We start from the raw sequence: 317 nt of genomic DNA on the forward strand, positions 1-317 counted from the left end.
CAACGCCGACGATCCGTTGTGCATGAAGATGGCGGATCATACCGATGCGAGTCGGCTGTGCTACGTCACGATGAACGCCGCGCACCCGTTGGTCGGCGAGCATATTCGCGCGGGCGGCGCGGCGTTCGTGCTGGAGGAAGAAGCCGGCGGTCACCTGATCGTGCTGTGGGATGGCGGCCGTCGCATTCCATTGTTGTGGACATATCTGATTCCCGCCACTGTGCAAGGGCTCGCGCTGCACAATGTGCAGAACGCGATGTTCGCCGCGGCGCTTGCCCGTGGCCTCGGAATCGACGTCGAGGGCATCCAGCTCGGTC

The 317-nt window shown here is 63.7% G+C and carries 1 protein-coding gene; it reads left to right on the forward strand.

The genetic code is table 11. The features are described 5' to 3' along the window. Positions 1-22: 22 nt before the first annotated feature. Positions 23-317, forward strand: a 295-nt coding sequence (locus tag P0D89_RS54405) for a hypothetical protein (protein WP_408379909.1), incomplete at its 3' end; no start/stop codon positions are given.

Source organism: Paraburkholderia sp. RL18-085-BIA-A (genome assembly GCF_046027075.1).
GTDB lineage: Bacteria > Pseudomonadota > Gammaproteobacteria > Burkholderiales > Burkholderiaceae > Paraburkholderia.